Annotated in this window: 15 protein-coding genes; 8 read left to right on the top strand and 7 right to left on the bottom strand. The window is 74.3% G+C overall.

Going from position 1 to position 20,485, the window contains the following annotated elements:
- Positions 1-185 precede the first annotated feature (185 nt).
- Positions 186-1,034 carry an alpha/beta hydrolase gene (locus tag ABZ070_RS23925; RefSeq protein WP_356637091.1) on the top strand — a complete coding sequence of 283 codons (849 nt, stop codon included), beginning with the start codon at positions 186-188 and terminating at the stop codon, positions 1,032-1,034.
- Between the two features lie 74 nt (positions 1,035-1,108).
- Here ABZ070_RS23925 and ABZ070_RS23920 read toward each other — a convergent pair whose 3' ends face one another.
- Genes ABZ070_RS23920 through ABZ070_RS23910 form a run of 3 tightly spaced genes read right to left on the bottom strand, consistent with a single transcriptional unit; the run spans position 1,109 to position 3,798 of the window.
- A complete protein-coding gene (locus tag ABZ070_RS23920; protein ID WP_356637089.1) occupies positions 1,109-1,744 on the bottom strand; it encodes a DUF6875 domain-containing protein in 636 nt (211 codons plus the stop codon).
- Positions 1,741-2,364 carry a hypothetical protein gene (locus ABZ070_RS23915; RefSeq protein ID WP_356637087.1) on the bottom strand — a complete coding sequence of 208 codons (624 nt, stop codon included), beginning with the start codon at positions 2,362-2,364 and terminating at the stop codon, positions 1,741-1,743. Before ABZ070_RS23915 ends, ABZ070_RS23920 begins: the two co-directional genes overlap by 4 nt.
- Before the next feature lie 54 nt (positions 2,365-2,418).
- Complete coding sequence (locus ABZ070_RS23910; RefSeq protein ID WP_356637085.1) at positions 2,419-3,798, bottom strand: aminotransferase class V-fold PLP-dependent enzyme; 1,380 nt, start codon at positions 3,796-3,798, stop codon at positions 2,419-2,421.
- A 232-nt stretch (positions 3,799-4,030) separates the two neighbouring features.
- Here ABZ070_RS23910 and ABZ070_RS23905 point away from each other — a divergent pair, with 232 nt between their 5' ends.
- Complete coding sequence (locus ABZ070_RS23905; RefSeq protein ID WP_356637083.1) at positions 4,031-5,482, top strand: multicopper oxidase domain-containing protein; 1,452 nt, start codon at positions 4,031-4,033, stop codon at positions 5,480-5,482.
- Here ABZ070_RS23905 and ABZ070_RS23900 read toward each other — a convergent pair.
- Positions 5,475-6,884, bottom strand: coding sequence for an MFS transporter (locus ABZ070_RS23900; RefSeq protein ID WP_356637081.1), 1,410 nt, complete (start codon positions 6,882-6,884; stop codon positions 5,475-5,477). The two genes, ABZ070_RS23905 and ABZ070_RS23900, sit on opposite strands and share 8 nt — an antisense overlap.
- Positions 6,885-7,177: 293 nt before the next feature.
- Between ABZ070_RS23900 and ABZ070_RS23895 the strand changes: the two genes are divergently transcribed.
- Positions 7,178-7,819, top strand: coding sequence for a DUF1772 domain-containing protein (locus tag ABZ070_RS23895; protein WP_356637079.1), 642 nt, complete (start codon positions 7,178-7,180; stop codon positions 7,817-7,819).
- 85 nt (positions 7,820-7,904) lie between these two features.
- Here the strand turns inward: ABZ070_RS23895 and ABZ070_RS23890 are convergent, their stop codons facing one another.
- The 3 genes from ABZ070_RS23890 to ABZ070_RS23880 all read right to left on the bottom strand — a co-directional run bounded on the left by ABZ070_RS23890 (position 7,905) and on the right by ABZ070_RS23880 (position 15,080).
- Positions 7,905-8,618, bottom strand: a complete 714-nt coding sequence (locus tag ABZ070_RS23890) for a transglutaminase-like domain-containing protein (RefSeq protein ID WP_356637077.1) — start codon at positions 8,616-8,618, stop codon at positions 7,905-7,907.
- Positions 8,609-9,658, bottom strand: a complete 1,050-nt coding sequence (locus ABZ070_RS23885) for a ketoacyl-ACP synthase III family protein (protein ID WP_356637075.1) — start codon at positions 9,656-9,658, stop codon at positions 8,609-8,611. The genes ABZ070_RS23890 and ABZ070_RS23885 overlap by 10 nt, the downstream gene beginning before the upstream one ends.
- 61 nt (positions 9,659-9,719) lie before the next feature.
- Positions 9,720-15,080, bottom strand: coding sequence for a beta-ketoacyl synthase N-terminal-like domain-containing protein (locus ABZ070_RS23880; protein WP_356637073.1), 5,361 nt, complete (start codon positions 15,078-15,080; stop codon positions 9,720-9,722).
- Positions 15,081-15,330: 250 nt separating this feature from the next.
- Here ABZ070_RS23880 and ABZ070_RS23875 point away from each other — a divergent pair, with 250 nt between their 5' ends.
- The 5 genes from ABZ070_RS23875 (at position 15,331) to ABZ070_RS23855 (ending at position 20,392) form a co-directional block, all read left to right on the top strand.
- Complete coding sequence (locus ABZ070_RS23875; protein ID WP_356637071.1) at positions 15,331-15,942, top strand: hypothetical protein; 612 nt, start codon at positions 15,331-15,333, stop codon at positions 15,940-15,942.
- A 111-nt stretch (positions 15,943-16,053) separates the two neighbouring features.
- On the top strand, positions 16,054-16,563 hold the full coding sequence (locus ABZ070_RS23870) for a TetR family transcriptional regulator (RefSeq protein WP_356637068.1): 510 nt from the start codon (positions 16,054-16,056) through the stop codon (positions 16,561-16,563).
- Entirely contained in the window at positions 16,482-18,176 is a 1,695-nt protein-coding gene (locus ABZ070_RS23865) for an NAD(P)/FAD-dependent oxidoreductase (protein WP_356637066.1), read from the top strand. The genes ABZ070_RS23870 and ABZ070_RS23865 overlap by 82 nt, the downstream gene beginning before the upstream one ends.
- A 34-nt stretch (positions 18,177-18,210) precedes the next feature.
- Positions 18,211-19,539, top strand: coding sequence for a cytochrome P450 (locus tag ABZ070_RS23860; RefSeq protein WP_356637064.1), 1,329 nt, complete (start codon positions 18,211-18,213; stop codon positions 19,537-19,539).
- A gap of 22 nt (positions 19,540-19,561) precedes the next feature.
- The gene (locus ABZ070_RS23855; protein WP_356637062.1) at positions 19,562-20,392 is read left to right on the top strand and encodes an NmrA family NAD(P)-binding protein; all 831 of its coding nucleotides are present in this window, start codon (positions 19,562-19,564) and stop codon (positions 20,390-20,392) included.
- The last annotated feature ends 93 nt before the right edge of the window (positions 20,393-20,485 follow it).

Below are 20,485 nucleotides of genomic sequence, written 5' to 3'. Positions count from 1 at the left end.
GCCCGGGCGCGGCACACGGCACCGGGCGCAGGCAAGAGGGCGGGAGACGGGCCGGCGGGGGAGGGAACGGCGCCGGGGGCGCCACTGGGCACCCGGACGGAACCGGCCCGGCGGCCGCACCACCACCCGCAGACACGACACCTCCCGCCCGCGGGGGAGCGGGCACCCCAGGAGCGGCCCCCGAGGTGCGGATCGAGGAGATCACCCTCCAGGCCGGCGCCCTGCCCGTCTCCGGCCTCTACGCGCGCCCCGCCCACCCCGCCACCGCCCCGCGCGCCGTCGTCGTCGCCGTCCACGGCCTCGGCATGCAGGCCCGCTACTTCCACGCCCCCGCCCACCGCGACCTGTCCCTGCTCACCCTCGCCGCCCGCCTCGGCCACCCCGTCCTCGCCCTCGACCGCCCCGGCTACGGCCGCCTGGCCGCCCGCCTGCCCGAAGGCCAGCCGCTCGCCGCACAGTCGCAGACCCTGCACCGGGCCCTGGCCGCGTTCGCCGGCGAACACCCCACCGGCGCCGGGTTCTTCCTCGTCGCCCACTCCTACGGCGGGAAACTCGCCCTGCACGCCGCGGCCGACGACACCGAGAGCACCCTGATCGGCCTGGACATCAACGGCCTCGGCGAGCAGTACGCCCCCGCCGCCCGCCACTTCCCCGCCACCCTTGGAGGCGGCGCCGCGGGCCTCAACTGGGGGCCGCTCGGCCTCTATCCGCCCGGCACCTTCCGTGCCGCCCGCGACCTGATGGCCGCCACCCCCCACCGCGAGGAACACGACCCCGGCCCGCCCTGGCCGCTGCGCTACCGGCAGCTCGCCCCCCGCGTCCGGGTGCCCGTGCGCCTCACGTTCGCCGAACACGAGCAGTGGTGGCACACCGACGACGCCTCCCTCACGGCCATGGCCGCCCGCCTCACGGCCTCGCCCCGGGTACGCGTCGACCGCCAGGACGCGGCCGGCCACAACATCAGCCTCGGCTGGGCCGCCCGCCCCTACCACCTGCGCGCCCTCGCCTTCCTCGAGGAATGCCTGCGCCGCTGAAACCGCCCGCCGCACACGACGTGGCCCCGGCCCCCCGTGAAAAGGGGGGCCGGGGCCACTTTCGTGCGGGCCGGTCAGGACACGACCCGGCTCACCAGCTGGTCCCGTATCCGCGCCGGAATCGCCGGCGCGAACTGCCGCAGATAGTGCGCCAGATGACGGTCGGTGTTCACCAGGAACGGCAGATCGAACACCAGCAGCCGGCGCACCGCCAGCAGCGGAACCGGCGAACGCAACGGCCGGAACTCCTCGTTCCACAGGCCCGGTTCCGCGCACACCGGATGGAACTGGCCGATCATCAGCCCCTCGGCGACGAACTCGTCCTTCGCCGCCCGCTGCAGAGCATCCAGCGGCGCCGAGTCGCTCGCGTCCAGGTGCGGCAGGACCATCAGCAGCGTCAGCAGCTCCCGGTCCTCCTCCTCCAGGTCCACCGACAGCTTCTCGTACCAGACCCGCAGATGCGCGACGGCGTCCGCCAGGTCCGCCTCGCCGTCCGCCGCCGGCACCGCCAGCAGGAACAGCTCGCGGCGCAGCGACGGCTGCGTGTACGGACACACCGGCCCGCTGCGGCCCAGCAGCGGATGGCCGCTCACCAGGAACTCACGGCTCCACTCCAGCACCTGCCGCAGCGGTCCCGCCTGCCCGTCGGGCACCTGACCGCGCTCCACCTCGTCGGCCGAGAAGATCCGCAGCGTCTCGTCGCCCCTCACCGCGGATCCCTCCACAGCGGGCGCAGCGACGACCCCTTGCCCGGCAGGACGATCGGATCCCCCAAGGGTGTGAAGCCGTGCCGCAGGCACGACTTCTCACCACCGGGGGAACTCGCCTCCGCATACGTGCCCACGCCCTGCGCGTCGGCGAGCGCGGTCATCTCGCCCACCAGGGCCGCCATCACGCCCGCGCCGCGGGCCGGGCCGCGCACCGCGCCGAACGCCAGGTAGTAGTGCGGCCGGTCCACCGGATGGCGCTCGGCCTGCGCGGCGCCGATCACCGCCAGCCGGGCCGCGTCCTCGCCCAGCATCTGCTCGAACTGCTCTGTATAACTCTCGCCCTGCCGCTCGGCCTCCTCCCAGCCGCCGGGCGGCAGGAAGGTCAGCACCGCGTCCGCGGCGGCCGTGGTGCGCACCGCGTCGAACGCGAACGACATGGACAGCACCACCTTGAAGAAGCCGGGCAGCAGCCGCGCCCGCCGCGCGTCGTCGGGAGTGATCCAGCGGGTCAGCGGATCGTCGAAGAAGGCATCGGCCAGCAAAGCGGCCAGCGCATCGGTCTCGGCCCGCGACGCGGACCGGCCGATGCCGGGCGCCGCCGGGACTGTGAACGAGGACAAGGGACCCATCCCTCCAAAAAGAACGGCGCCGGCCGTCCGCGCCCCGGGGCCCGACTACTGCCCCCCGGCGGCCAGGGCGGCCAACTGCTCCACCCTGGCGTGGAGCCGGTCGAGATGGAGCTCGGCCTCCGGCTTGATCAGAACACTGCGCATCACCCGTGCCGCACCGGCGTCCCGCACCACGTGGGGCAGACGCCGGGCGAACGCGTCGGCGTCCGCGCGCAGCACGCTCAGGAACACCGGATCCTCGGCCGCGTACATGCCCTCGTGCAGCAGCTGCTCGCAGGCCGCGTCGACGGCCGTGAGCGACATGGGCCGCACCGCGGGCACATACGTGACGATGTCGAGGTCCGGCCGCTGGTACAGCTCCAGCACCTCGGAGGCGTCCAGCAGGTCGGCCCAGCCGAGCGCGGCACGACGGCTCGCGGCGAGCATCTCGCCGAAACCGTCCCGGTTCAGCGGCAGCAGCTGCAGCGTCAGCCACAGACCCGCCGCCGCCGCTCCCGCCCGCGAACACTCCAGGCTGATCTCGCCCAGGTGCAGCTCGGCCTGCGTGAAGTAGGTGTAGGGGGAGTCGTGCGCGAAATGCCGCCCGGCCCCAGGATCGTTGAACAGCACCGCCCCGCAGCCGTACGGCTGCAGCCCGTGCTTGTGCGGGTCGACCACCACCGAGTCGCACGCGGCCACCGCCCGCCACGGCCGCACGTCCAGGCCCTCCGGCCGCTCCGAGCGGCCCAGCAGCGCGTAGAAGCCGCCGTAGGCCGCGTCCACATGGACCCGGGCCCCGTGGCGGCGCGCCATCGGCAGCACCTCGTGCACCGCGTCGACCGCACCCAGGCCCGTCGTGCCCAGCGTCACGACCACCGTGCCGACCCGGCCCGTCGCCAGCAGCCGCTCCAGCGCCTCGAGTTCGATCCGGCCCTGCGCGTCGGCCGGCACCCGGTGGCCCTCCATGCCCAGCACATGGCACATCCGCTCGTGCGTGTAGTGGCTCTCGGCGCTGTAGGCCACACCGCGTCCCGGATGGGACTGGCGCGCCACGTACAGGGCCTCCAGGTTCGCCATCGTGCCGCTGGTCGTCAGATGGCCCAGCGGCCGCACCAGACCGAACATCTCCCCGAGCGCGGCCACGCACTCCCGTTCCATCTCGGTGGTCGCCGGTCCGCCCTCGGCGGCATGGTTGTTGGGGTTGAACAGCATCGCCGTCGCATAGCCGACCACGGCCGCCGGATGCGGCGGCTTGACCATCTGGCCCGCGTAGACGGGATGGAAGAACGGATAGTTGTCGTCCAGGCGCTTGGCGAACCGTTCGAAGACCGGCGCGAACGCCGCGTCGTCGACGTGGTGGCTGGGATGGGCCGTGAACGGGCCGAACCGCTCACCGAACCGCTCGACGACATCCACCGCGCGCGGAAGCCAGTAACGAAGATCCACGACAACTGTCCTCCCAGGCGGCACAACCGACGCACCAGGTATACGGACAGCGGCGCAACACCCCCGCAACGCCGCACCCGCCCCGCAACGCCGCCTGCCGCGCAACACAACGCCCGCCGTGCCCGCCGCGCAACGCAACGCGACGCCCGCCGAGCCCGCCGGGCCCCAGCGTCGTGCGAGCCGGCCGTGCTGCACTCACCGGGCCCGCACCCTGCCCTCAAGGGAGAACACCATGGTCACCCGCCGTCGCGTGCTCGGCGCAGCCCTCGCCACCACCGGAGCCTCGCTGTTCACCGCAGCCGCCCTCACCCCGCTGCTCCAGGCGCGCAACGCCCAGGCCGGCACCCGCGCCGCGAACGCACCCCACTTCGCCGTCCCGCTGCCCCAGCCGCCCGTCCTCGCCCCCGTCTCCACCAGCGGAGGCAAGGACACCTACGCCCTGACCCTGCGACGTGTCCGCAAGGAGATACTTCCCGGCGTCAGCACCGAGGTCCTCACCTACAACGGCCACTTCCCGGGCCCCACCATCAGAGCCAGATCCGGCCGGCCGGTCGTCGTCCGCCACCGCAACGCCCTCGACACCCCGGCCTCGGTCCACCTGCACGGCGCCTCGGTGCCGCCCGGCGACGACGGCGCCCCCATGGACACCTTCGCCCCCGGCACCACCCGCACCTACACCTATCCCAACCAGCAGCCGCACGCCCCGCTCTGGTACCACGACCACGCCCACCACCACGAGTCCGAACACGTCTACCGCGGCCTGTCCGGCTCCTACCTGCTCACCGACGACACCGAACGCGCCCTGCCGCTGCCCGCCGGCGCCTACGACATCCCCATCGCCCTGCGCGACGCCCGCTTCGACGAGGCGGGCCGGCTCATCTACGAGATGGACGACGCACTGGGCCGCACCACCCTCCTCGCCAACGGCAAGCCCTACCCCTACCTCGAGGTCGCCGCCCGCAAGTACCGCTTCCGGCTGCTGAACTCCTCCAACCTGCGCTTCTTCCGCCTACGGCTCGCCGACGGCAGCACCTTCACCCAGATCGGCTCCGACGGCGGCCTGCTGCCCGCCCCGGCGACCACCGACGCCCTGTGGCTCTCACCCGCCGAACGGGCCGACATCGTCATCGACTTCTCCCGCTACCCGGTGGGCACCCGGCTGGTGCTGGAGAACACCCTGGGACCCGGCAGCCCCGACCAGGTGGGCCAGGTCCTGCGCTTCGACGTGGTGCGCACCGCGGCCGACCCCAGCCGTGTCCCGTCCGTGCTGCGCACCCTGCCGCCGCTGCCCGCCGCGAGTGTCGAGCGCTCCTTCGAGTTGCGCATGAGCGACGAGAGCGGCGCCCCGGGCGCCCAGGGCCTGATCAACGGCAAGGTGTTCGACCACGACCGCATCGACACCCGCATCCGCCACGGGGCCGGCGAGATCTGGACCGTCACCAACCCGGGCACCCTCGTCCCGCACAACTTCCACCTGCACCTGGTGCAGTTCAGGGTCCTCGAGCGCAACGGGAAGGCCCCGGACGCCTCCGAGTCGGGCCTCAAGGACACGGTGCGGCTGCTGCCCGGCGAGACCGTACGGCTGCACGCCACGTTCGACACCTACCGCGGCACCTACGTCTACCACTGTCACCTGCTCGACCACTCCGCGATGGGCATGATGGCCCAGATGCGCATCAGCTGAGGGTGGTGCCCGGCGGCCGCCTCCGCAGTCCGGCGGCGGCCCCCAGCGCCAGCACCGCGAACACCGCGCCCGTGGCGAACCCGCCCGCCATGCCCGCCCCGTGCGCGGCCACCGTCACCAGCGTCACCAGACCCAGGGAACCGCCCACGCTCTGCACCGCGTTCAGCACACCCGCCGCGGCCCCGGCCTCACCGGCCCGCAGCGACGAGGTCGCCAGCACCGTCGGCGGCAGCACGCTGCACGCCATCCCCGCCCCCAGCAGCACCAGCGCCGGGAACACCGCCACCGCGTACCGGCCCTGCGCGCCCAGCGCCAGCCACACATTGGCCAGCCCCAGCAGGCCCGCCCCCACGGCCAGCATCCGCCGCGCACCCAAGCGCCGCAGCAGCCGCGGGCAGACGCTCGCCGTCAGCGCCATCGTCACCGGCAGCGGCAGCAGCGCGAACGCCGCCGCCAGCGCCGGCCAGCCGCGCTCCGCCTGGAAGAACTGGTTGAGGAAGAAGTACGTGCCGATCAAAGCGCCGGGAATCGCCAGCGTCGCCGCATACGCCAGCAGCCGGTCCCGGTCGGCGAACAGCGCGGGCACAACGATCGGCTGCCGGGCACGACGCTCGATCCCCGCGAACACCGCCAGCAGCACCAGCCCGGCCAGCACACTGCCGACCACCGTCACATCCGACAGCGGCCGTTCCGCGGCCCGCGCCAGCCCGAACACCAGCGCCGCCGCCCCCACCGCCGACACCAGCGCCCCGGCCGCGTCGAAACGGCCCCGTGCCCGCGGCGTCTCGGCGAGCACGAACGGCGCGGCCACAACGATCGCCACCCCCAGGGGCACGTCCAGATACACCACCCACCGCCAGGAGCTGAGCGAGGTCAGCGCACCCGCCAGCAGCAGCCCGCCCGCCGTGCTGAGCGCCCCGACCGCCGTGCACACCGCGATCGCCCGGGTCCGCGCGGCCCCTTGCGGGAACATGCTCAGCAGCAGCGCCAGCCCGCTGGGTGCGGCCAGCGCGGCGCCCGCGCCCTGCACCGCCCGCACCGCGATCAGCATCTCGCCCGACGAGGCCGCCCCGCGCAGCGCGGCGGCCGCTGTGAACAGCGACACCCCGGCCATGAACACCCGGCGGCGGCCCAGGATGTCACCGGCCCGGCCGCCGAGCAGCAGCAGCCCGCCGAATGCCAGCGAAAAGGCGGTGACCACCCACGAGGCGCCCACGGCCGTCAGGCCGAGGTCCGCACGCATACCGGGCAGCGCGATGTTCACGATCGGGTCGTCGAGCTGGATCATCGCGTTGCATCCGGCGATCACCGCGAGCGCCGCGGCGGGCCGCCGTACCCGCGGCGCCCCGCCGGCCGCAGCGGCCGCCGGCAGGGCCGGCCTGTCGAAGATCTGCGCGGTCATCACGGCCTCCTCCGGAGCGTGGCGGCGCGGACAGCGCCCCGCGCACGCTCTCAGCACCCGCTCGAGAAACCGTCGAAAACCCCCTCGCCCCCGCCGCCCGCCCCCGACCTGCGGGGCACGGCCCCCGACGCGGGCCCGCCGGCCTTTGCCGCCTCGAGAGCGCGTCCAGCCCCGCTCGCGAAACCCGTCTGCCCGCCCGGCCCCGTCCTAGGCTCCCGATGCTTGCGCGCACCGGCCCGGCACCGTTCGCGAGCTTCGTGAGCGTCGGACACGACCACAGTGAGGACGACCCGATGTCTGCCAACCCGTACCACCACTACGGCCCCGTGAACCCGTACGCGCCCGTGCCGCCCCAGCCGGTCCCGCCCGCCCCCGCGCCGAGCAGGTCGACCGGCATCCTGCTCGTGCTCTCGACCATCACCATGGGGCTGATGTCCGGGCTGTTCTTCACCTTCGACGTGTCGATCATGCCGGGCCTGGCCCGCACCCACGACCGGGTCTACGTCGAGGCGATGCAGAACTTCAACCAGCTCATCGACAACAGCGGCCTGTTCGCCCTCGTCTTCATCGCCGCGTTCATCGCCACCACCACCGCCGCCGTCATCGAATACCGCCGCGGCCGCCGCTCACCGGCCCTGTGGGCCGCGATCGCCGCGTCCCTCTACCTGGTCGCGCTGCTCATCACGTTCTCCGTCAACATCCCCCTGAACAACGAGCTCGCCCAGCTGGGCGACCCGGCCAAGGTGAGCGACTTCTCCCTCCTCGACAAGTTCAAGGGCATCTGGGAGACCACCAACATCATGCGCACCCTGCTGTGCACGGCGGCCCTGGGATGCCTGGCGCACTGCCTCAAGCTCCACGGCCGCGCCACCCCGCCCCGCCCGGCCGCCGCAGTCCCGCCCGCCATGCCGCCCCACGCCCCGCGCACCGCCTGAGCGCGCCACGCCCCGCACCACCCGCCACGCCCCGACGGGCGTCACCCCGCCGGGGTCCGCCCTGCGTACGAGGCATGACGGAGCGTCACCCGACCCGGCCCGTACCCGGGTCCGACACCTGCCGGTAGTCGTCGAGCCCCGGATAGCGCTGCGGCATTTGGGTGGCCAGGAACCGGACGGGAACGTCGTGGAAGCTGCCGTGCCGGGCGGCGTAGGAGAAGAACGCCGCCCCGCGCCGGTCCGTCGCCGGCAGCAGCGCGTCCGTCCTGCCGTCGAAGACGGTGGGCGCCACGCCCAGCCGGTCGCACAGCTCCCGGTGGAACATCGGCGTCGCCTTCACCCAGCGGCCGTTCAGCCACAGTTCGCTGTAACCGTGCCAGGCGAACACGTCGGTGCCGGTGGCCGCGCGCAGCCGCCGCCCGGTGTGGTGGTGGTTGACGACGTCGGCGAACGCCACCCGGGCCGGGATGTGCGACGCCCGCGCGAGCGCGGTGAGCAGCGACGCCTTGCTCACGCAGAAGCCGTGCCCCTCGGCCAGCACACTGCTGGCCCGGTAGGTCTCCACGTCGCGCAGGTAGGCGCCCATGGAGATCGCCCGGCCCGGCGGGATGCTGCAGTAGCCGACCGTGTCACGCACCTGCTCGTACAGGGCGCGGGCCTTGTCGCCGCCGTGCGCGCCGGGCGCGATACGGGCCGCCGCCTCCCGCACGGCCGGGTGGGCGCTGTCCACGTAGCGGCCCGGCTCCAGATAGCGGCGCACATGCGCAGGGACGCACACCGCGGCCGGGGTCAGCGACATCGGTCCGCCCCGGGTGTTTCGGTGAATTCCAGTACGGCGACGGTGCAGTTGTAGCCGCCGCCGAGACCGGCGATCAGGACCCTGTCGCCCGCTTCGACCGCCCCGGAGGTGATCAGGTCGTCGAGGGCGGCGAACTGGTCCGTGCAGCCGACGTGCCCGACACGGCGGGCGAAGGGCCACGTCGAGCGGTCGATGTCGATGCCCAGCGGGTCCAGGCACTGCTCGTACAGGGCCTCGCGGCCGAGCGCCGGACCGGCGACCCAGCGCACGTCGGCGGCGGTGATGCCGGCTTCGGCCAGGGCGGCGGCGCCCGCGCGGTGCATCAGGTCCGCCATGCGCCGCTTGGCCTCGTCCAGCCCGCCGGCGAGGGTGTCGGAGAACTCCATCACCCGGTCGAAGAAGCCGATCGGATAACCCTGTGCCGGGTCGGCGGAGAACGGCATCGCACCGCGCTGCATGCCCTCCAGGCCGGTGTCGGCGACGGACACGGTCGCCGAGACGCGGGCGAAGCCGCTCCCGCGCGCCACCACGGCGGCACTCGCGCCGTCGCCGAAGACGAAGACGGGCGGCGCGGAGCGCCACCGGTCCCAGGCCCGGTCGCCGAACCGGTCCGCCGCGGTGATCATCGCGGCCCGGCCGGCCGGACCTGCCGCCAGGTGCGTGCACGCCAACTCCAGCGCTCCGACCGCCGAGTTGGACAGCTGGTGGATCTCGAAGGACACCCCGTGCCCGTCGAGGACATGGTGCTGAAGGTAGGAGGCGGCGTTCCAGCCGGGCAGCCCGTTGTGGGTGGCCACACCGTGCAGCAGCAGACCGAACCGGTCCGCGCCGATGCCCGAGCGGCCGAGCGCGGTGCGGGCGGCGCGTATCGCCATGGCGGGCTGCGAGTCGGCGTCGTCGTCGGCGACGGCGACCCGCTGCTGTCCGGTGGCGCGCTGGAACTCGCGGCTGTAGCGGCCGTCGGCGATCGCCTCGTCGACCGGCACCGTCTTGGGGTGCCAGGCACCGGTCGCGGCGAGATGGATGTCGTCGTGGCGCATGGAAACGGTCCTTTCGGGACGGCACGGAAACAAGGACTCAGGACACGGGGGTAGGGCGGTGTCACACGGGGGAGGGGACCAGCTGCGTGACGAGGAACGCGGCGACGGCGGCCGCCGTGGGGTGCTTCCACACCAGCGTGGCGGGCAGCTTGAGACCCAGCCGCCGCTCCAGGCCGCGCCGCAGGACCTGCGTCATCACCGAGTCCAGCCCCAGCTCGGTCAGCGGCCGGTGCACGTCCAGCCGCTCGGCGCTCAGGCCGAGTTCGGCCTCGATCAGCCGGCCGACCTCGGCCAGCAGCAGCGGCCCCAGCTCCTCCGGCGCGAGCCCCTCGGGCAGCGCGGGCGCCTCACCGGCCCCGTCCGCGGGGCCCGCCTGGGGCGCGGCGAGCTCGCCGAGGACGGGCAGGGACGCGGCGCCGGTGACCGGCAGGACGGCCACATAGGGCTGGGCACCGCAGCCGGCGGCGTACTCCCAGGCGCGCAGGGCGTCGGCCGGATCGACGCTGCCGCAGCCGCGGTCGGCGAGTTCGGCGTCCACGAAGTCGCTGACCGCCATTCCCGCACCGCGCCACGACGTCCACGCGAAGCTGGTCGTGCCCGTGTCGCCGGCGGCCTGCCGGCGGCGGGCGAGGGCGTCGAGGCAGGCGTTGGCGGCCGCATAGCTCGACTGCCCGGTCAGCCCCAGCTGGTAGCCGACGGAGGAGAACAGCACGAAGAAGTCGGTGCTGCCGGGCGGGAACAGCTCGTCCAGCACGAGCGCCCCGCCCGCCTTGGGCGCGAGCACCCGCTCCAGCGACGCCTCGTCGAGGTCGCCGAGCATCCGGTCGTCCAGCACACCGGCGGCGTGCACGATCCCGCGGACGGGTGGCAGACCGAGCGCGTCGGTGTCCAGCGCCGCCCGGGCGGCGGCCCCGTCGGCGATGTCGACGGCCACGCTCGTCACGCTCACGCCGAGCGCCTCCAGCTGCCGCACCGCTTCGATACGCCGCACGGTGGCCGGCTCGCTCTGCGCGGGCCACGAACGGCGCGGCGGCAGGGCGGTACGGCCGGCGAGCAGGATGCGCCGCGCTCCTTGCCCGGCCAGCCAGGCGGCGACCTCGAGACCGAGCGCGCCGAACCCGCCGGTGATCAGATAGGTGCCGTCCGCCCGGCAGACGGGCCCGCCCGCGCCGCCGTCACCGGCGGTTGCCGCGGGCACGAGCGGGGTGAGACGGGCGGCGCGTACTCCGCCCGCCCCCACCCGGTAGACGTCCGCCTCCGGTGCGGCGCGCAGCAGTTCGGCCAGCGGGCCGGACAGCACTTCGGGCGGGGTGCCGGCGTCGATGTCGACGGCGCGGGCGTGCAGCTCGGGGTGCTCGCCCGCGATGATGCGGACCAGGCCGAGCATCGCGCTCTGCGCGACGGCGTCGTCGCCGGCCTGCCAGGCGCCTTCGGTCAGCGCCCACAGCCGGGGCGGCAGCGATCCGCAGCGCGCCAGCAGCAGCTGGGCGGTGGCGGCGAGCCGCCAGGCGGAGCGGCGGGCCGCACCGGCCGGGGGGCCGCTCACATCGGGCAGGACCAGGACCGCGTCCCCCTGACCGAGGTCGTCGACCAGAGCGCCGAGCGCGTCGGTGTCCTTCGCGCGCAGGCAGCGCAGACCGGCCGCGCCGAGCGCGCGGGCCGCCTCGTCGGCGAGGGCACCGGGCGCGTTGTCGCCGACCAGGGCGACGGTCCGCAACCGTGCCCGTCCCTCGGCGGCCAGTCGGGCCGCGGGCCAGGTCATGGTGTGCGTCAGGCGCTGCGGGGGCAGGCCGGCGCCGGTGCCGCTCGCGCCCTCGAGAGTGGCGAACGTGAGCCCTTCCAGGACACCCAGGAGCCGGCCGTCCTCGCCGCGGACCACCGCGTCGGTGGTGTCCGGGCTGCCGGCCGCGGGAGCGGGGCGCAGGTGCACGGTGACGGCGTCGGGCAGCTCCAGCGGCAGCCGGACCCGGCGCACGGCGGACGGCATCCGCAGCCGGCCGTCGTCGTCGAAGGCGAGCGGGGCAATGGAGAACACGGCGTCCAGCAGCGAGGCGCGGGCGAGCCCGGGGGAGTGTGCGCCGCTGGGAGCGGGCCGCAGCCGGGCGGTCAACCGGCCGTCCGCAGAGGTCAGTTCGGTGATCTGCCAGGGGAACCCGACGTCGCCGACGCCGACCTTGTGCAGCCGCTCGGTGACGGCGCCGGGGCTCAGGATCTCCCGCACCCCCACGGCCTCCTCCTGCTCCTGCTCCTTCTCCTTGGCCTGTGCGCAGGCGGGGGCGAGCCGGGCCGTGGTGTGCGTACTCCACGCCTGGGCCTGCGTCTGCGTCTCGTCGCCGGTGCCCGGGGCGCGGCGCGAGGCGAGACTGATCCCGCCCGCCTGCTCCACCACCTGCACCTCCAGCTCGCCGGTGACCGTGACGGGCACCTTCAGCGCCACGTCCTCGAGAGCGTCGGTGCGCCCGGCGGCGAGGAAGGTGTTGAGCAGCACGGCGGCGGGCACGACCTCGACGCCGTGGATGGGATGCGCACCGGGATAGGGCCGGCAGTCCGCGTCGAGACGGGTGCGCCACAGCCGCGGCGAGGCGGCGCCCGCCAGGCTCACCTCCGCGCCCAGCAGGGTGCCCGAGCCGGTGTCGTGCTCCTCGTCCACCCGCCCCTGGGGGGAGGGGCTGCGCCAGTACGGGACGTGCTGCCAGGCGCGGCGGGGAAGCGCGGCCGGCAGCCCGTCCGGTGCCGCGAGGCCTTCGGCGGCGCCGTGGCAGTGCAACGCTGCGAGATGGGCGAGGAGAGTGGCGCGCTCCGGCCGCTCGCGGCGCAGGGTGGCGGTGACGAGCACGTCGTTGTGGCCGGCCGCCTCCAGCGTCTCGCCGATCGAGTGGGCGACGACGGGGTGGCCGGACAGTTCGACGAAGACCCGGTGGCCGTCGTCGGCCGCCGCCCGTACCGCCGCCTCCAGCCGGACGGGGTTGCGCAGGTTGGCCGCCCAGTAGGCGCCGTCGCGCACGGCGGTGGAGCGCGGGTCGTCCAAGGCGGTCGAGTACAGCGGCACCCGGGGCGTACGGACCCGCAACGAACGGGCCGCTGCGGCCAGTTCGCCCAGCAGCGAATCCATCTGCGGGCTGTGGAAGGCGACGTCGGAGGCGACCCGCCGCACCATCACCTCCTCGGCCTCGAAAGCGGCGCACAGCGACTCCACGGCCTCGGGTGTGCCGGAGACGACGGTGGAGGCGGGGGAGGCGGCGATCGCGGCGACGACATCGGGGCGGCCCGCGAGGCGCTCCTGCACCTCGGCGAAACCGGCGCCCACCATGGCCATCGCACCACGGCCCATCGCGCGCCGCAGCAGGACCGAGCGGCGGCAGATCAGCCGGGCGGCGTCCGTCACGCCGAGCACCCCGGCGCTGACGGCGGCGGCGATCTCGCCGACCGAGTGGCCCACGACGGCCGCCGGCGCAAGGCCCCTGGCCCGCAGCACGGCGTCGAGGCCGACCTGCACCACGAAGATCATCGGCTGGACGAGATCGGTGCCGCCGAGCGTCCCCTCGAGCAGCACCCGGCGCGGTGAGACGCCCAGCTCCTCGGCGAAGACGGGCTCGACCAGGTCGACGGCGGACGCGAACGCCGGGTCGGTGAGCAGCAGTTCGCGTCCCATGCCCGCCCACTGCGAGCCGTGCCCGGAGAACACCCACACGGCGCCGCCCCCGCCGCCGGGAAGCACCCGCCCCCTCGAGACGGCGGGAGCGGCGCCGCCCTCGGCGATCACCTCCAGAGCCGCGGCGAGAGCGCCGTGGTCCTCGGCGACGGCGGTGGCCCGGTGCGCGGCGTGGCTGCGGCGGGCCAGCAGCGTATGCGCGACGCCGTCCAGGGGCACGTGCGCGCCGGGGCCGCGCAGCCAGCCGGCGAGCGAGGCCGCCTGCGCGCACACGTCGTCGCCGGACGCGCCGGACAGCGCGAACAACCACGGCACGCCGCCCGGCTCGCCCCCGTCCGACGCCTGCCGTCCGGCCTGCCCGGCAGCCTGAGCGGCACACGCCCCGTCCTGCCCGGCGGCCGGTACGGGGGCCTGCTCCAGTACGACGTGGCCGACGGTGCCGCCGTAGCCGAAGCCGGACACCCCCGCCCGCCGCACCGTGTCCTCCTTCGGCCAGGGCACCGGCAGCGTGGGCACCGACAGCCCCGAGGCGGCCCAGTCGATGTCGGGGTTGAGCTCCTGGATGTTCGCGGTCGGCGGCACGATCCCGTGCTGCAGGGCAAGGACGGCCTTGATGACCCCGGCGACCCCGGCCCCCGCCTCCAGATGCCCGATGTTGGCCTTCGCCGACCCGATCATGCACGGCCGGTCCTCGGGCCGGCCGGCGCCGAACACCCGCGCCAGCGCGTTCACCTCCACCGGGTCGCCCACCCGGGTGCCGGTGCCGTGCGCCTCCACGAACGACACCGACCGCGCCTCGACACCGCCCTGGCGCAGCGCGGCACGCACCACCTGCTCCTGCGCCGCGCCGCTGGGCGCCATGATCCCGTTCGTGCGGCCGTCCTGGGCCAGCGCGCTGCCGCGGATGACGGCCCGGACGACATCGCCGTCCGCGAGGGCGTCCTCGAGCCGCTTGAGGACGAGGACGCCGACGCCCTCGCCGCGGCCGTAGCCGTCGGCCGCGGCGTCGAAGGACTTGGAACGCCCGTCCGGGGAGGTGGCGCCCGCCGCGTCGAGGACCAGCGACAGGCCCGGGGCCGCGACCAGGTGCACACCGCCGGCCAGCGCGTGCGTGCACTCGCGCATCCGCAGACTCTGACAGGCCAGGTGCAGGGCGGCGAGGGAGGACGAACAGGCGGTGTCGACGACGAGACTGGGGCCGCGCAGATCCAGCACGTACGAGAGGCGGTTGGCGATCGCGCACAGCGACGCGCCGATCCCCGACCAGGCCTCGATCGCCGGCAGGTCCTCGAGCATCTGACGCCCGTAGTCGTCGCTTCCGGCGCCCATGAACACGCCCGCGTCCGAGCCGGCCAGCGTGTGCGGGGCGATGCCCGCGTCCTCCAGCGCCTCCCAGCCCACCTCCAGCGTCAGCCGCTGCTGGGGGTCCATCAGCTCGGCCTCGCGGGGCGTGATGCCGAAGAACGCGGCGTCGAAACCGGCCGCGTCGGCGAGGAACGCGCCGCGCCGCGGCGCCGAACGCAGCGCGCGGCCGGCGCCGGGCCGGCCGGCGTAGCCGTCCCAGCGCCCCTCGGGCAGATCGCCGACCGCCTCCCGGCCCTCCAGCAGGAACGTCCAGTACGCGTCCGGGGTGTCGATCCCGCCCGGCAGCCGGCAGCCGATCCCGACGACGGCGACGGCTTCGGCAGCTTCCGCGACTCCGGCAGATCCGGAGCTTTCGACGACGACATCGGCGGCTTGCGCGGCTTCGGCGTGCTCGTACTGCGTCACAGGCAGGGCCCTTTCGGCGTGGGGGAACGGTCCCGGCGTCCACGGGCCAGCAAAGCGCCCCGGGAGCAAGCCAGGTGCAAGGCCGGTTTCCGGAGCCCGCCCGCACACCGCGCCGCCCCACCCCGACCGCGCACCGCCCAGCGTTGCGCGGACATTGCGCGGCCATTGCGGGCCCCGGCCCACGATGCGGACCGGGCGCCGCCGTCCCCGGGCCGCCGCCCGACGCCGGTTCAAGGTCAGGAGGACTGCCGTGACCCGCACACTGGACATCGGTCTCGACATCGACGGGGTGCTCTACCCGTTCGTGGACGTCGTCGCCCGCTACGCCGAGGGCGCCCTGGGCCGCCCGTGCTCGGCCAAGGCCGAGTCATGGGACTGGTACGTCCACCAGTGGGGCCTGAGCGAGCAGGAGTTCTTCGCCCTGTGCGGGCGCGGCGTGCACGAGAACGTGGTGTTCACCGAGGGCGCCCCGCTGCCCGGCGCGCTCGAGGCCGCCCGCGAACTGGCCCGCGCCGGCCACCGTCTGCACTACATCACCGCGCGCGCCATCACCGGGGTGTCCGCGCCGCTGGCCTGGCGCCGTACGGCGGCCTGGCTGGCCGCCTGGGACTTCCCCGTCGACTCGCTGACGATCGCCGCCGACAAGGCGTGCCGCTTCACCGACGTCTTCCTCGACGACTCGCCCGGCAACTGCGACGCGCTCATGGACGCCGGCCACCCGCGTCCCGTGCTGTGGTGCCACGGGCCCCTCACCGACCACCGGGCGGAACGGGTCTTCGACTGGGACGAGTTCCTCGCACTGGTGGACGCCGAGAGCGCCGCCCCCGCGGGCCCCGCCACCCGCGCGGCCGCCGGCCGGTAGGCTCCTGAACGCTTCGGGCACAGTACTTCACCTGACGTGGGGTCGGTGGCGTCCCGAGCAGTGCCGTCTCGAGCAGTGCCGTCCGGAGAAAAGAACAGCCGGAGAAGGACCATGCGACACAACCCCCAGCGCCGCACCGCCCTGCTCGACGCGGCCATCGAAGTCCTCGCCCGCGAAGGGTCCCGCGGACTGACCCTGCGCGCCGTCGACGCCGAAGCAGGCGTCCCCGTCGGCACCTGCTCCAACTACTTCGCCAACCGGGCCCAGCTGCTGCGCCAGATCATGCAGCGCACCCGCGAACGCCTCACCCCCGACCCCGTCGAGCTCGCCGACACTCTCACCACCCCGCCCACCCACCGCCTCGTCGCCCGGCTGCTGCGCCAGGTCCACGAGCGCATGGAAGGCGACCGCAGCAGCTACCTCGCCATGCTCGAACTGCGCCTGGAGGGGGCCCGCCGCCCCGGAGCAGCACCCCCCGGAGTGGCACCCTCCGGCTGCGCCTTGCACGCCTGTTGCGAGCCGCCCGGTTTCCTCGAAGCATGGCGAATCGCAAAGAATGGGATGCCGTCGTCGTCGGCTCCGGCATCGGCGGCCTCGTCTGCGCCGCCTACCTCGCGGTGAGCGGCCTGCGCGTCCTCGTGCTGGAGCAGCACGACGTCGCCGGCGGCAACAGCCACGTCTTCCGGCGCCGCCGCCGCTACGAGTTCGACGTGGGCATCCACTACCTCGGCGACTGCGGCCCCGGCGGCCTGCTGCCCTCCGTCTTCGGCGGCCTGGGCCTCGCGGACCGCATCTCCTACCTGCCCATGGACCAGGACGGATTCGACCGCATCGTCGTCCCCGGCCTCACCCTCGACGTGCCCGCGGGCTGGGACGGCTACCGCAAACGCCTGCGCGACGCGTTACCCGGCGATGCCTCCGGCATCGACACCTTCACCGCGATCTGCTCGGCCGTCGGCTCCGAGGGCCGCGCCGCAATGCTCAGCGACGAGGATCTCACCGGTGAACAGCTCGCCGCCCGCAGCCCCGCCTTCACCGCCTGGGAACACCGCACCCTGGCCGACCTGTTCGACCACTGCGCGCTCTCCCGGCAGGCCCGCACCGTCCTCGCCGCCCACGCCCCCACCTACGGCCTGCCGCCCCACCAGTGCCCGCTGCCCACCCACGCGGCGATCATCAACCACTACCTGCACGGCGCCTACTACCCCAAGGGCGGCGGCCAGATGCTACCCGCCGGCCTCGTCGAGGTCATCGAGTCCCACGGCGGCCAGGTCCGTACCCGCACCCGGGTGGAACGCATCCTCGTCGCATCCGGCCGCGCCACTGGCGTCGCCCTCGCCGACGGCCACATCGTCACCGCGCCCCTGGTCGTCTCCAACGCCGACTACACGCGCACCGTCCAGCGCCTCGTCGGCGAGGAGCACTTCGACGCCGACACCGCCGAACGCACCCGCACCTCCACCATGTCGCTGCCCTTCGCCGTGCTGTACGTCGCCCTCGACACCACCCTGGCCGACCGCCCCAACGCCAACCTGTGGTGGTACCGGCACACCGACATCGACGACGGCTTCCGGCAACTGGCCGAACACCGCATCGACCCGGTGCCGTTCTTGTTCGTGTCCTTCTCCTCCCTCAAGGACCCCGGCGCCCGCAACATCGCCCCGGAAGGCCACAGCAACTTCCAGGTCATGACCCTCGTACCGCCCGACCACGCCTACTGGGGAGCCGAAGCGAGCCCCGCCGACGGCGGCCGCTACCGCCGCAGCCCCCTGTACCGGCAGCGCAAACAGCAGCTCACCGAGGCGATGCTGAACGCCGCGGAGGAAGCACTCGGTCCCTTCCGCGGCCACATCACCCACCTCGAGGCGGCCACCCCCCTCACCCACGAGCGCTACATCCACTCCCGCGCCGGCACCCCCTACGGCCTGGCCCGCTGGGGAGCGACCGGCGAGCGCCCCGACACCGCCACCGCCGTCGAAGGCCTCCACGTGGTCGGCACCAGCACCTGCTACGGCTCCGGCATCGAAGGCGTCGCCACCGGCGCCATGATGTGCGCCTCGCAGATCCTCGGCCGCCGCCTCATCCCCGAGGTCACCCGCGGCACGGTCCTCGCCGACCCGTCCCTGCTCCCGCACCGCGGCGACGACTTCGACCCGCTCGCCGTCTCCCGCGGGCGAGCCCGCCGCCACGCCCGCGGCCTCGCCCGCATCGACACCGCAACCGGCCCGGCATGAACCCGAACCCGAGCCCGAGCCCGAGGAGCGCCCCATGGGCCACCAGCCCGCCCCCCAGCCGCCCACACCCCCGGCCTGCCCCCGGCGAGCCTTCACCCTCGACCCGGCCGGCCGCGACCTGCACGGCGAAGCAGCCCGCCTGCGCGCCCTCGGCCCCGCCGTCCTCGTCGAACTCCCCGCCGGCATCCAGGCCTGGTCCATCAACACCCACGCGCTCCTCAAGTCCCTGCTCACCGACCCCCGCGTCTCCAAGGACCCCCGCCGCCACTGGCCCGCCTGGCAGCGCGGCGAACACCACGACACCTGGATCCGCACCTGGGTCGGCGTGCACAACATGGACACCGCCTACGGCCCCGAACACCGGCGGCTGCGCAAACTCGTCGCCCCCGCCTTCACCGGCCGCCGCACCCAGGCCATGCTGCCCCGCATCCGCAACGCCACCGCCCGGCTCCTCGACACCCTCGAGAACACCGCACCCGGCGAAAGCGTCGACCTGCGCGCCGCCTACGCCCACCCGCTGCCCATGCAGGTCATCTGCGACCTGTTCGGCGTCCCGGAGACCTCCCGCCCCCGCCTCGCCCACCTCATGGCCCGCGCCATGGACACCACCCTCACCCCCGACGAGGCCGAACACACCGTCCACGACGTCCAGTCGGCCCTCGCCGCCCTCGTCGCCGACAAACGCGACCACCCCGGCGACGACCTCACCAGCGCCCTCGTCGCCGCCCGCGACGACGACGGATCGACCCTGAGCGAACAGGAACTCCTCGACACCCTCCTCCTCGTCATCGGCGCCGGCAACGAGACCACCGTCAACCTCATCGGCAACGCCGTCCATGCCCTGCTCACCCACCCCGACCAGCTCCGGCTCGTCCTCGATGGCGCCGTGCCCTGGCACGACGCCATCGAGGAAACCCTGCGCTGGGCCCCCAGCGTCGCCAACGTCCCCCTGCGCTACGCCGTCGACGACATCCCGCTGCCCGGCGGCCCCACCATCCGCCGCGGCGAAGCCATCCTCACCGCCTACGCCGCAGCCGGCCGCGACCCCGGCCAACACGGTCCCACCGCCGACCGGTTCGACATCCGCCGCCCCGGCAGGGGACAGGCCGACCACCTCGCTTTCGGACACGGTGTCCACTTCTGCCCCGGCGCGCCGCTCGCCCGCATGGAAGCCGCCGTCGCCCTGCCCGCCCTCTTCGAGAGGTTCCCCGCGCTGCGCCTCGCCGTCCCCGCCGACCAGCTCACCCCCACCGAGGGGTTCATCGCCTTCGGCTACCACGCCCTGCCCGTCCACCTGACCGGCCCGCCGCCGGTCCCGCCAGGAACCCTCGACTCCAACTCGAGGGCCCTGGCGCCCCGTTGAACCACTCGGTTTGACTGATGTCATGACACCCACACAGCACACCGACCCCCGCCCGACGCTCGTCACCGGCGGCACCGGCAAGACAGGACGCCGCGTCGCCGAACGGCTCCGCTTACGCGGCCGGAGCGCCCGCACAGGCTCCCGCTCCGGCACACCGCCCTTCGACTGGAACGACTCCGCCACCTGGGACGCCGCCCTCGAAGGCACCGGCTCCGTCTACCTCAGCTACTACCCCGACCTCGCCTTCCCCGGCGCCGCCGACACCGTCGGCGCCTTCTGCCGCACCGCCGTCGCCGCCGGCGCCCGCCGCATCGTGCTGCTGTCCGGCATCGGCGAGGAAGGCGCCCGCGCCGCGGAGGACCAGCTCAAGGCATCCGGCGCCGACTGGACCGTGGTGCGCTCCAACTGGTTCAACCAGAACTTCTCCGAGTGCTTCTTCCTCCCGCCGGTCCTCGCCGGCTGCCTCGCCGTCCCCGCCGCCGACACACTCGCCCCCTTCGTCGACGCCGACGACGTGGCCGACGTCGCCGTCACCGCCCTGACCGACCCCGCCCACACCGGCCGCACCTACGAACTCTCCGGCCCCCGCCTGCTCAGCTTCGCCGACGTCGCCGACGAACTCTCCAAGGCCACCGGCCGCACCATCACCTACCGCCCCGTCACCGTCGACGAGTACCGCACCATCCTGAAGGACGCCGGCCAGGACCAGACCTACGCCGACGTCTTCGCCGTCTTCCTCGACGGCCGCAACGCCCACCTCGTCGACGGCGTCCGCGAGGTCCTCGGCCGCGCCCCGCGCGACTTCACCGACTTCGCCCGCGAAACCGCCACCACCGGCGTCTGGACGCCCTGACCCGCAGTGCCTGCGCCGCTGTCCGCGGCCCGGGCCCGCCCCGGCCGCCGACGACCTCTGCGCACGCGCCGACATCGTCACCGTGCACGCTCC

This window comes from Streptomyces sp. NPDC006283 (genome assembly GCF_040613325.1).
Classification (GTDB): Bacteria; Actinomycetota; Actinomycetes; order Streptomycetales; family Streptomycetaceae; genus Streptomyces.
The sequence above is the reverse complement of the archived record's forward strand: the minus strand, read 5'-3'. Positions and strand labels throughout refer to the sequence as shown.

What these genes read in the sequence shown, in the direction of transcription:
- ABZ070_RS23905 (WP_356637083.1), top strand. Translation starts at nt 4,031, where the DNA reads ATGGTCACCCGCCGTCGCGTGCTCGGCGCAGCCCTCGCCACCACCGGA.
- ABZ070_RS23900 (WP_356637081.1), bottom strand. Translation starts at nt 6,884, where the DNA reads ATGACCGCGCAGATCTTCGACAGGCCGGCCCTGCCGGCGGCCGCTGCG.
- ABZ070_RS23895 (WP_356637079.1), top strand. Translation starts at nt 7,178, where the DNA reads ATGTCTGCCAACCCGTACCACCACTACGGCCCCGTGAACCCGTACGCG.
- ABZ070_RS23890 (WP_356637077.1), bottom strand. Translation starts at nt 8,618, where the DNA reads ATGTCGCTGACCCCGGCCGCGGTGTGCGTCCCTGCGCATGTGCGCCGC.
- ABZ070_RS23885 (WP_356637075.1), bottom strand. Translation starts at nt 9,658, where the DNA reads ATGCGCCACGACGACATCCATCTCGCCGCGACCGGTGCCTGGCACCCC.
- ABZ070_RS23870 (WP_356637068.1), top strand. Translation starts at nt 16,054, where the DNA reads ATGCGACACAACCCCCAGCGCCGCACCGCCCTGCTCGACGCGGCCATC.
- ABZ070_RS23865 (WP_356637066.1), top strand. Translation starts at nt 16,482, where the DNA reads ATGGCGAATCGCAAAGAATGGGATGCCGTCGTCGTCGGCTCCGGCATC.
- ABZ070_RS23860 (WP_356637064.1), top strand. Translation starts at nt 18,211, where the DNA reads ATGGGCCACCAGCCCGCCCCCCAGCCGCCCACACCCCCGGCCTGCCCC.
- ABZ070_RS23855 (WP_356637062.1), top strand. Translation starts at nt 19,562, where the DNA reads ATGACACCCACACAGCACACCGACCCCCGCCCGACGCTCGTCACCGGC.